Source organism: Cellulomonas sp. GbtcB1 (assembly GCF_019091725.1).
GTDB lineage: Bacteria > Actinomycetota > Actinomycetes > Actinomycetales > Cellulomonadaceae > Cellulomonas.
The window spans coordinates 1-239 of sequence record NZ_JAGXJG010000522.1 but is presented as its reverse complement, the minus strand read 5'-3'; the positions used below and the strand labels follow the sequence as shown (position 1 = coordinate 239).

The 239-nt window shown below is 74.5% G+C and carries 1 pseudogene; it reads left to right on the top strand.

Annotated elements, in window-relative coordinates:
- Nucleotides 1–239, top strand: a pseudogene (locus KVT14_RS21255) (1,4-alpha-glucan branching enzyme); the annotation flags it as partial.

The window sequence follows — 239 nt, the reverse complement described above, 5'->3', positions numbered from 1 at the left end:
GGTCCCGCCGGCCACCGCGGCCGTCGTCGTGGAGCCCGAGTACACCTGGGGCGACCAGGACTGGATCGACCAGCGCCGCTCGCCCGACCCGCACTCCGGCCCGGTGAGCATCTACGAGGTGCACCTCGGCTCCTGGCGGCTGGGCCGGCCCTACCGCGCGCTCGCCTCCCAGCTCACCGCGTACGTCCTCGAGGTGGGCTACACCCACGTCGCGCTCCTGCCCGTCTCCGTGCAGCCGT